The 10789-nt window shown below is 70.8% G+C and carries 4 protein-coding genes; 3 read left to right on the top strand and 1 reads right to left on the bottom strand.

Annotated elements, in window-relative coordinates:
• Positions 1-38: 38 nt before the first annotated feature.
• The gene (locus GA0070562_RS05490) at positions 39-6890 is read left to right on the top strand and encodes a non-ribosomal peptide synthetase (RefSeq protein WP_175438648.1); all 6852 of its coding nucleotides are present in this window, start codon (positions 39-41) and stop codon (positions 6888-6890) included.
• Between the two features lie 338 nt (positions 6891-7228).
• Positions 7229-7894 carry a response regulator gene (locus GA0070562_RS05485; protein ID WP_091416274.1) on the top strand — a complete coding sequence of 222 codons (666 nt, stop codon included), beginning with the start codon at positions 7229-7231 and terminating at the stop codon, positions 7892-7894.
• Between the two features lie 46 nt (positions 7895-7940).
• On the opposite strand, the gene GA0070562_RS05480 is transcribed toward GA0070562_RS05485, so the two are convergent.
• On the bottom strand, positions 7941-9284 hold the full coding sequence (locus tag GA0070562_RS05480; RefSeq protein WP_091416271.1) for an MFS transporter: 1344 nt from the start codon (positions 9282-9284) through the stop codon (positions 7941-7943).
• A gap of 315 nt (positions 9285-9599) precedes the next feature.
• On the opposite strand from GA0070562_RS05480, the gene GA0070562_RS05475 reads away from it, so the two are divergent.
• The coding region (locus tag GA0070562_RS05475; protein WP_254663738.1) for a condensation domain-containing protein at positions 9600-10789 on the top strand (1190 nt) is incomplete at its 3' end.

The raw sequence follows: 10789 nt of genomic DNA, 5'->3' as shown, positions 1-10789 counted from the left end.
ACTCTCCTGTCGTCGCATCGCCCGGTGGAGCCGCGACCGTGACCGCGAGCCTCGTGGACCTCTTCGAAGCGCAGGTGCGACAGCGGCCGGACGCACTCGCGCTGGCATGCGGTCGGGACTCGGTGTCGTACCGCGAGCTCGACCGCCGGGCAGACCGGTTGGCCCGGCTGCTGACCGAGCACGGTGCCCGGCCGGGCACGTTCGTCGGGGTGCGGTTGCACCGGTCGGTGGACGTGCCGATGGTGCTGCTCGCCGTCCTGAAGTGCGGAGCCGCCTACGTGCCGTTGGATCCGGCCTTTCCCGAGGAGCGCGTGGCGTGGATGCTGCGAGACTCGGAGCCCGTCGTGGTCGTCGGCACGTCGGACGTGCTCGGCCCCGATGTTGCCGAGCTGGGCGCGACCGAGGCGGTCCTCACCGGCCACTCGGCCGTCGAGGAGGCCCGTGTGCTCGCCCACGACGGCGGCGGAGCCGACTCCGGACCGGTCGTGTACGTGGTACCCGCGCGCGATCGCGCGGGTGCCGTGCGCCGCCTCGCCGGTGCCGACCCGGACGCGCTACGACAGCTCCACACGCTGCCCAACGGCGTGGAGATGTTCCACCAGAACAAGAGCGAGACCGAGTTCCTCTTCGAGGAGATCTTCACCCGGCGCGGGTACCTGCGACACGGCATCAGCGTCCGTGACGGCGACGTGATCTTCGACGTCGGCGCGAACATCGGTATGTTCACGCTGTTCGCCGGCCTGCACTGGCCCCGCGCCACCGTCTTCGCCTTCGAACCGATCCCGCCTCTGTACGAGTCCCTGCGCCGCAACGTCGAGCTGCACGACCTGCCCGCCACCGCGCTCCCGTACGGGCTCGCCGCGAAGGCCGGTGAGGAGACGTTCACCTTCTACCCGCACAACACGGTCATCTCGTCCAGCCGTACCAGCCCCGAGGCGGCGCATGACCTGGTCCGGTCCTACCTGCGCAACCGATCCGACCACCTCGACACGCCTGGTGACGACACGGGCATCAGTGACGAGGACCTCGACGAGCTGGTCGACGCCGGCCTGTCCAGCGAACGTTTCACCTGTCCGCTGCGCACGCTCTCCGACGTCGTACGGGAGCACGGCGTCGAGCGCATCGACCTGCTGAAGGTTGACGTGGAGAGCGCCGAGTACGAGGTTCTCCAGGGCATCGACGACGAGCACTGGCCCCTCATCCGCCAAGTGGTCGTCGAGGTGCACGACGTCGACGACCGCCTGGCGAGCGTGCTGGCCCTGCTGCGGGGGCGCGGGTACGAGGTGACCCATGCGCAGGACCAACTCCTGGGCGACACCGCGCTCCACAACGTCTACGCCACCCGGCCCGCCGCCGGTGGTGGTGTCGCCACCGACCGCCCGGCGACCGGCGACCCGGAGCCAGGGCAGCGGTGGCGCGGCCGTACCGCGTTCCTGGACGACCTCCGCGCCGCCGTCACCGCCGCGCTGCCCGGCCACCCGGTTCCGCCCGCGCTCCTGCTGGTCGACCGGCTGCCGCCGGAGCATGGTGGGGACATCGACCCGGGCGAGCCGGGCGTCCACCCGGCCGGCCCCGAGCGGATCCACCTCGACGACCCGGCGGTCGCGGCCCGACTGGCCGACGGCCCGGGCGGAGGGTTGCCCTCGTCGCCACGGGCGGACGACGCCGCCTACATGATCTACACCTCCGGGTCCACCGGCCGGCCGAAGGGCGTGGTCGTCCCGCACCGCAACGTCGTGGCGCTGTTCACCGCGGCGGGCGAGCTGTTCGACTTCGGTCCGGGAGACACCTGGACGTTGTTCCACTCGTACGCCTTCGACTTCTCGGTCTGGGAGATGTGGGGCGCCCTGCTGCACGGCGGCACGCTCGTCGTGGTGCCGACCGAGATCGCCCAGTCCCCGCCCGATCTCCTGCGCCTGCTGGCCGAACGGCGCGTCACTGTGCTCAACCAGATCCCGTCGGCGTTCTACGAACTGATGCGGGCCGACGCCGAGGACCCTGTCACCTCGAACCGGCTCGCGCTGCGCTACGTGATCTTCGGGGGCGAGGCGCTCGACCTGGCGAGGCTGGATCAGTGGTACGGACGGCACGACCCGCACCACCCCGAACTGGTCAACATGTACGGCATCACCGAGACCACGGTGCACGTCACCCATGCCGCGCTCGATCGCGAACGGCTCTCCGCGCACAGCCGGATCGGCCGTCCGCTGCCCGGATACCGCTGCTACGTGCTGGACGAGAAGATGGACCTCGTGCCGCCGGGCGTGACGGGTGAGCTGTACGTCGGCGGTTCCGGCCTGGGATGGGGGTACTGGCGTCGCGGCGGGCTGACGGCCGAACGCTTCGTGCCGGATCCGTTCGGCCGTGCCGGTGAACGGTTGTACCGGACCGGTGACCTGGTGCGACTGGGCAGCGGCGGCCTCGAATACCTGGGACGGGCCGACGACCAGATCAAGATCCGTGGCTTCCGGATCGAACTGGGCGAGGTCGAGTCGGTCCTCGCGCGCTGCCCTGCCGTGGCCGGTGCGGTGGTCGTCGCCGGCACGGACGCACGGGGCGAGCAGTGCCTGATCGGGCACGTCATGCCAGACCCGGCAGGCGCCCCCGTGGACCGGGAGAGACTGAGCGCGGCGGCGAAGGAGTTCGTCGAACGGCGGCTACCCGCCTACATGGTGCCCGTGGCCGTCGTGGTCTCCGAGACGTTCCCCCTCGCGCCCACCGGGAAGGTCGACCGGCGGGCCCTCCCCACGCCGACATTCCGTACCCTGTCGCGCGCCACCCGGACACCCGTGGAGAGCGAGCTGTGCGGATTGTTCGGCGAGGTCCTCGGCCTCGACGGGGTCGGCGCCGAGGACAACTTCTTCGACCTGGGCGGGCATTCGCTGCTGGTGACGCGGCTGGTCAGCCGGGTGCGTTCGGTGCTCGGGGTGGAACTCGGCATGCGGGCGCCGTTCGACGCGCCCACACCCGCGCTCTTGGCGGACGTCGTGGCGCAGGCCCGGGAACGCCGGCTCAGGCTGCGGCCGATGCCGCGGCCCGAGCGGGTGCCGCTGGCCCCGGCCCAGGCCAGGATGTGGTTCCTGCACCGTCTGGAGGGACCCTCGCCGACGTACAACATCTCGCTGGCCCTGCGCCTGCAGGGCCGGCTGGACGGCGCCGCCCTCCGGGCCGCGCTGAACGACGTGGTCGCACGCCACGAGAGCCTGCGCACCGTGTTCCCCGAGACCGACGGCGTGCCGTGGCAACAGGTGCTCCCGGCCGCCGCCGCCCACCTGGACGTCGAATCGGTGCGGGCGGACGGGAAGGACCTCGACGGCGTGCTACGGCCGCTGGCCCGCAACACCTTCGACCTCGCTCGTGACCTCCCGATCCGGGCCTGGCTGGTCGAGGTCACGCACGACGATCACCTCCTCGTGGTGCTGCTGCACCACATCGCGGCGGACGGCTGGTCCCTCGCACCCTTGGTCAGGGACCTCCGCGCCGCGTACGACGCTCGCCGCGCCGGCGCGGCGCCCGCCTGGGCGGAGCTTCCCGTGCAGTACGTGGACTACACGCTCTGGCAGCGTGAGCTGCTCGGCGACCCGTCCCGCCCCGACAGCATCCGGAGCACGCAGCTGGACTACTGGCGGCACACGCTGTCGGGGCTGCCCGACCGCATCCCGCTGCCCGTCGACCGGCCGCATCCCGCCGTCGAGACCCACCAGGGCGACCTCCACGGGTTCAGTTGGGACGCGGACCTGCGTGCCGCGCTGGCCACGCTTGCCGCAACGCACGACGCCAGCCTGTTCATGGTGCTGCACGCCGGTCTGGTGGCGCTGCTCGCGCGGCTCGGCGCGGGCACCGACATCCCGGTCGGCACGTCGGTCGCCGGGCGTACCGACGAGGCGCTGGACGACCTGGTCGGCTTCTTCGTCAACACGCTCGTCCTGCGCACCGACTGCTCCGACGCTCCGACGTTCCGGCGCCTGCTCGCCCGGGTCCGGGACGTGGACGTGGACGCCTACGCGCATCAGGACGTGCCCTTCGACCACGTGGTCGACATGCTCAACCCGGCTCGCTCCCGTGCCCACCAGTCCCTGTTCCAGGTGTTCCTCGGCCTGCAGAAGCCGCCGCCCACCGAAATCCCGATGGACGGACTGACCGTGACCGAGGAGGGATTCATCCCGACGGGGACGTCCAAGTTCGACCTCTTCCTGCATTTCACCGACCGGGAGGACCGGCTCGACGGCACGATCGAGTTCAACACCGACGTGTTCGACCGCGGAACGGCCGTGTCCCTCGTGACGCGTCTGCGCCGGCTGCTGACCGCGGTGGCCGCCGAACCGGAGCGGCCCCTGGCCCAGATCGAGCTGCTCACCGAGGACGAGCGGCGGCGAGTTCTGGTCGACTGGAACGACACGGCCCGGGCCGTACCGTTCGCCCCGCTCGCGGACCTGTTCGACGAGCAGGTGGCGCGCGCGCCGGATGCGGCGGCTGTCGTTCACGGCGACAGCCAGGTGACCTACGCCGAGCTGGCCGAGCGGGCAAACCGGCTGGCACGGCTGCTCATCGACCACGGCGTCGGCCCGGAACGGACGGTCGCCGTGCTGATCCGGCGGTCGGTGGACGTCGTGACCTGTCTGACGGCGATCCTCAAGGCGGGCGGCACGTACCTGCCGATCGATCCGGACTATCCGGCTGAGCGGATCGCGTTCATGCTGGGCGACGCGAGCCCGGTGACGGTGCTGACCACCACGGACCTGCGCGCCTCGGTGCCCGACGGCGCGTACGCGTGCATCGCCGTCGACGACACCGACCTGACGGCCTACCCCGCCCATCCGGTGCGCGACGACGAGCGGGGCGCGCCCGTGCACCGGCTGACCCCGGCGTACGTCATCTACACCTCCGGGTCCACCGGGCGACCGAAGGGCGTGGTCATGACGCCGGACGTCATGGTGAACATGTTCGAGTGGCACAACACGGTGCTCGGCCCGGGTCCCGGGATCCGCACCGCGCAGTTCGCCTCGTTGAGCTTCGACGTGTCACTCCAGGAGATGCTGTCCGCGCTGACGTCCGGTCGCACCCTGGTGATCGTGCCGAGCGACGTGCGCACGGACCCGCTACGGCTGGTCCGGTGGCTCGAACGGCACCGGGTCAACGAGTTGTTCGCGCCGAACCTGCTGATCGACGCGCTCGCCGGCGCCGCCAACGAGCTGCACGCCGACCTGCCGGACCTGCGAGACATCGTCCAAGCCGGCGAGGCGCTGACGGTGAGCCGCCAGGTCAGGGCGTTCTGCGGACGCCTGCCGGGCCGCCGGCTGCACAACAACTACGGGTCGACCGAGGCCCAGGTCGTCACGGCGCACACTTTGGACGGCGACGTCGCCGGCTGGCCCTCGCCCGTGCCCATCGGGCGGCTGCTGCCGAACCTTCGCGCCTACGTGCTCGATGTCGGCCTGCGCCCGGTGCCGGTCGGGGTCGTTGGTGACCTGTACACCGCCGGCGCGGGCCTGCCCCGGGGATACGGCAATCGTCCCGGGCTGACGGCCGAGCGGTTCGTGCCCGACCCGTACGGCCCGCCGGGTGGTCGGATGTACCGCACCGGCGACCTGGCCCGCTGGCATCCGGACGGCTACCTCGAGTTCCGGGGCCGGTCCGACGACCAGGTGAAGATCCGTGGGTTCCGGGTGGAACCGGGCGAGGCGGAGGCGGTGCTCGGCGGATGCCCGGGGGTGGCGCGGGCCGCGGTGGTCGTCCGGTCGGACAGCCGGGGCGAGCCGTGCCTGGTGGGATACGTGACACCGGAACCGGACGCCGCGCCGGACCTGGGCGTCGTGGCGCGTGGGTTCGCCGCCGAGCGGTTGCCCGCCTTCCTCGTGCCGGCCGTGGTCATGGTGCTCGACGACCTCCCGCTGCTGCCCAACGGGAAACTCGACCGCAGGCGGCTGCCGGAGCCGGTGTTCGCCGGGGCGGCCGGTGGCCCGCATTCGCCGATGGAGGCGGCGTTGTGCCAGCTCTTCGCCGAGGTGCTCGGTCTCGACGAGGTGGGCCCGGACGACGGGTTCTTCGAGCTGGGCGGACACTCGCTGCTGGCGGCCGGCCTGATCAGCAGGGTGCGCACGGTGCTCGGGGTGGACGTGGGCGTGGGCGCGCTGTTCCATGCTCCGACGGCCGCGGGGCTGGCCCGGTCGATCGCGGGCGACACCAGGGGCGGAGCCTTCGACACGCTGCTCGCGCTGCGGGGGCACGGCAGCCTGCCTCCCGTGTTCTGCATCCATCCGTCGAGCGGGATGAGCTGGTCGTACGCGGGCCTGCTGCACCACGTCGACCCGGAGACGCCGCTCTACGGGCTGCAGGCGGCCGGTCTCGTCGACGGGGACGTGATGCCGGAGAGCGTCGAGCAGATGGCCGAGGACTACCTGTCCCACATCAGGCGGGTGCAACCGGAGGGCCCCTACCAGTTGCTGGGCTGGTCGTTCGGCGGTCTGGTCGCCCACGCGCTCGCGGTCCGCCTCGAGCAGGCCGGCGAGAAGGTGTCGTTGCTGGCGATCCTGGATGTGCCCCCGGTCGTGGACCGGACCGGCGAGGAACTCCCGGACGGCAGCATCGAGCAGGTGCTCGGGGATGAACTCGACCAGGCCAACCTCCCGGACCATACCGTCGCGCGGATCACCGCCAACGTCCGGCACAGCCTGCGGCTGCAGAGCCGCTTCACGCCGAGCGTGTTCGGGGGCGATCTGCTGCTCTGCACGGCCGGGCCGTCCGGGTTGGCGGATCAGTGGCGTCCCTACATCGGTGGTCACATCACCACGCACGAGATCGCCACGACGCACCACCGCATGATGCGCACCCCGGCCCTGAGGCAGCTCGGTCCCGTACTGGCGGCGGTCCTCGCCGACCTGGACCGGTAGCACGGGTGCCGGCGCGGGCCGTTCGTGGCGCCGGCGACGGAGCGTCAGGCCGGACGGCAACGTTTCAGATGCCGGACCTTTTCGCCCGCCACATCCCATCATCCGAAAGCTGTAAGCGGAGTTCTGCGCGCCCGGCTGGAAACAAGCAGGTCAACCCGCTTCGGGCGGCCCAAAGACTCCAGTAACGCAAAGTAAGCACGCAAGCGCTGAATAGTACAGTTGTCGTAGGGCACATACTCCCCACAATCAGGTCCGTGAATATTCCACGGCCTGCCGTTAGCACAGGGCCCTCCCTCGGCTGCCGATGGGAGAGCCGGACAAACGGGGGTGTTCCCAGGATGGCGCTTCGGGTACTCATCTGCGACGAGCGACCGCTGGTCACCGCTGGCTTGCAGCGATTGCTGTCGGCGGAGCCCGACTTCGAGATCGTGGGTGTGGCGGACAGCGGTGTGCACGCCCTGATGCTCGTACGCTCCGAACGGCCCGACGCCGTGGTGACCGGCCTACGGCTGCGCGGGATGTCGGGCACCGACCTGACCCGCCGGCTGCGCGGGGACAACGAACAGACCAACCCCCCGGTGGTGGTGTACGCGGTCGAGGACTCCGAGGAGACGCACACGGAGGTGCTGCGGGCCGGAGCCGACGCGTTGTTGTCGGATGACGCCAGCCGCGAGGAACTGGTGCTCGCGATCCGGGCGGTGGCCCGGGGGCAGGCGATGCTCGGCCCGTCGGTGGCCCGGCGACTGCTCGACTGGTTCCGCAAGCACGAGAGCGAGCGGCCGCGTCCGCTGGCCACCCTGGCCATGACGCTCACCACCAGGGAGCGGGAGATCCTGCTACTCACCGCGCAGGGGCTGTCGGTCGAGCAGATCGCGAGCAAGCTCTACATCGGCGTGGCGACGGTGCGGACCCACATCTACCGGCTGCGGTGCAAGCTCCAGGTCAGAGACCGCGCCCAGCTCGTCTCCTTCGCCTATCAGGCGGGGCTGGTCAACTCCAACTGACCGCGCGCGGTCGGTGGGCCGGGGCGGAGGCACTGACGGAAGGTGCTCAGCCGCGGCCGGCCGGCGCGTCTCCGACCACCTCGCGCGACGGCGGCGTCTCCTGGTCGGCCCCGGCCTCCGGCCCCGACGCCGGCGTCTCGTCGACCGGCTCCGGCAGCTCACGCATGGGCCGCAGCGGGCTGGCCAGGATCCAGAGCACGTTGAGCACCAGGCCCACCGCACCGATGATCATGCCGGCCCGGAGGCTGAGCAGGTCGCCGACCACTCCGCCGGCGAAGGTGCCCAGGGCGATCACCCCGTAGGAGATGAACTTGTAGGTGGCGTTCATCCGGCCGAGCAGGTCGGTGGGGGTGATGGTCTGCCGGACACTGATCGCGACCACGTTCGACACGACGAGGAAGCCGCTGGCGGCGAACGCCAGGGTCAGCACCACCACGGTGAACGCGGTGTTCGCCGGCGTCACGGCGATGACGACGAACGCCACGAACGGCAGGACGATCGACGCCAGGTACGAGCTGCCGATGCCGAGCCGCGCGATCAGCCGCCCGGCGGCGACGGCGCCGAGCACGCCACCGATCGCCCCGCAGGAGCGGATCAGACCGATCGTCGCGGCGTTGAGGTCCAGCGCCCGGACGGCGAAGACCGGGAACAGCGCCATCACCCAGTTGGCGAAGAAGTTGTAGAGGGCGGCGCTCACCACGAGGGTACGCAGCAACGGGGCGCGTACGACAGTCACCAGGCCCTGACGGATCTGGGCCATGATCGGCGGAGCGCCCCCGGCAGGCGGCTCGGGCTGCGGCTCCCGATCCCGGATCGACGCCAGCGTCACGGCCGACACGACGAACGAGATCATCTGCGCCACCAGCGCGAACGGTGCGGTGAGCAGTTGCACCAGCACGCCGCCGAGGCCGGGGCCACCGACTTCGGCGACCGAGTCGCTGGCCTGCAACCGGCTGTTCGCCGCGACGAGGTCACGCGAGGGAACGATCGACGGGACGAACGAGTAGTAGCAGAGCTCGAAGAGCACCGAGCAGGTGCTGAACACGAAGACCAGGCCGAGCATGATCCACATGGTCAGCGTGCCGGTCACCGCCAGGCCGAGGATGCCGAGCAGGACGACGCCACGCACCACGTCGGTGGTGATCATGATGGGAAGCCGGCGGCGCCTGTCGATCCAGGCCCCCGCCCAGAGCGCGAACAACAGGTACGGCAGGAACGTCGCGGTGCCGATCAGGCCGACCATGGACGGGCTGGCATCCAGGGTGTAGATCGCCACCAACGGCAGCGCCAACTGCGACACCTTGCTGCCCAGCAGCGCGACCGACTGCCCGCCCCACAACTTGAGGAAGCTGGCGTTGCGGTTCAACGGGACGTCTGCGGATGCCTTCACCTGCGGTCCTCCACTGCGGGCTGGCGTACGTCAAGGGGGTTGCCGTGCGAAAGGCGCGCCCGGCGAACGGCGGGCTCGGGACGGGGGACGTCCCGGGCATACCGACGCTACCGCCAACCCGGGCACTCGGCCCGGTGACGTCATCAAGGTAAGCGAAATGATGGCGCCGAATACCTCGGAAAGTGCGTTTGAGCCGCTCAACTGCAAGCCAGGAGCCTCCGCCGAATCAACGTCACGAGGCAGACGCCGCCCTCCGCGCTACCTAGCGTGAAAAGCGTTCCGGATCAGATTCCCGCGACCGATGAGCGAGGGGCCATGACGCAGATGCGGCGAGAGGACGCCACGACGGATCGAGTGTCGATGCTGTCCGACGTCAAGCAGGAGTTGTTGCGGCGGCGGTTGCGGGAGCGGGGGTCGGTGCAGCGGGGTGTGCCGGTGGTGTCGCGGGACGAGCCGTTGTTGCCGTCGTTCCAGCAGGAGGGGTTGTGGTTCCTGGACCGGTTGGATCCGGGGCAGACGGTCTACAACGTGCCGTTCGCGTTGAGGCTGCGTGGTGAGCTGGACGTGGCGGCGTTGCGGTCGGGGCTGCGGCTGCTGACCGTCCGGCACGAGGCGTTACGGACCCGGTTCACCACCGCGGCCGACGGCAGTCCCCGCCTGCTCATCGACCCCGCCGGCGACGGCCCGGACCTGCCGGTGATCGACCTGTCCACCGCCCACGACCCGTTCACCGAAGCGGTCCGTCACGCCGACACCGAAGCCCAGCGACCGTTCGACCTGGCCACCGGCCCGCTGCTACGCGCCGCCCTGCTGCGCCTGGACACCGACGACCACGTGCTGCTGCTGAGCCTGCACCACGCCGTCACCGACGGCTGGTCGGTCAGCATCCTCACCCACGAACTGTCCGAGGCCTACCAGGCCCTCACCCAGGGCCGGCAACCCCAACTCCCCCCGCTGACCGTCCAGCCCGCCGACGTCGCCGCCTGGCAACGCCGCCACCTCACCGGCGACACCCTGCGCGAACACCTCACCTACTGGGAACGCAATCTGCACGACCTGCCCACCCTCGACCTGCCCACCGACCGGCCCCGCCCCGCCGAACGCACCTGGGCCGGCGCCAGCTACCGGGCCCACCTACCCCGCGACCTCGGCCACCGTCTCCGCCGACTCGCCACCGACCACCACGCCTCCCTCCTGGCCACCCTCCTGGCCGGCTTCACCGTGGTCCTGTCCCGCTACACCGGCCAGACCGACATCACCGTCGGCTCCGTGTTCAGCGGCCGCCACCACCCCGAAGTCGAACCCCTCGTCGGCTACTTCGCCAACACCGTCGTGCTCCGCACCGACCTCACCGGCGACCCCGACTTCCACACCCTGATCAACCGCTGCAACGACACCGTCCTCGGCGCCCTGCAACACCAGGACATCCCCTTCAGCACCCTCGTCAGCCACCTCAAACCCCCACGCGACCCCAGCCGCAACCCCCTCTTCCAAACCACCTTCTC

It is taken from the genome of Micromonospora tulbaghiae (assembly GCF_900091605.1).
Taxonomy (GTDB): Bacteria; Actinomycetota; Actinomycetes; order Mycobacteriales; family Micromonosporaceae; genus Micromonospora; species Micromonospora tulbaghiae.
The sequence above is the reverse complement of the archived record's forward strand: the minus strand, read 5'-3'. Positions and strand labels throughout refer to the sequence as shown.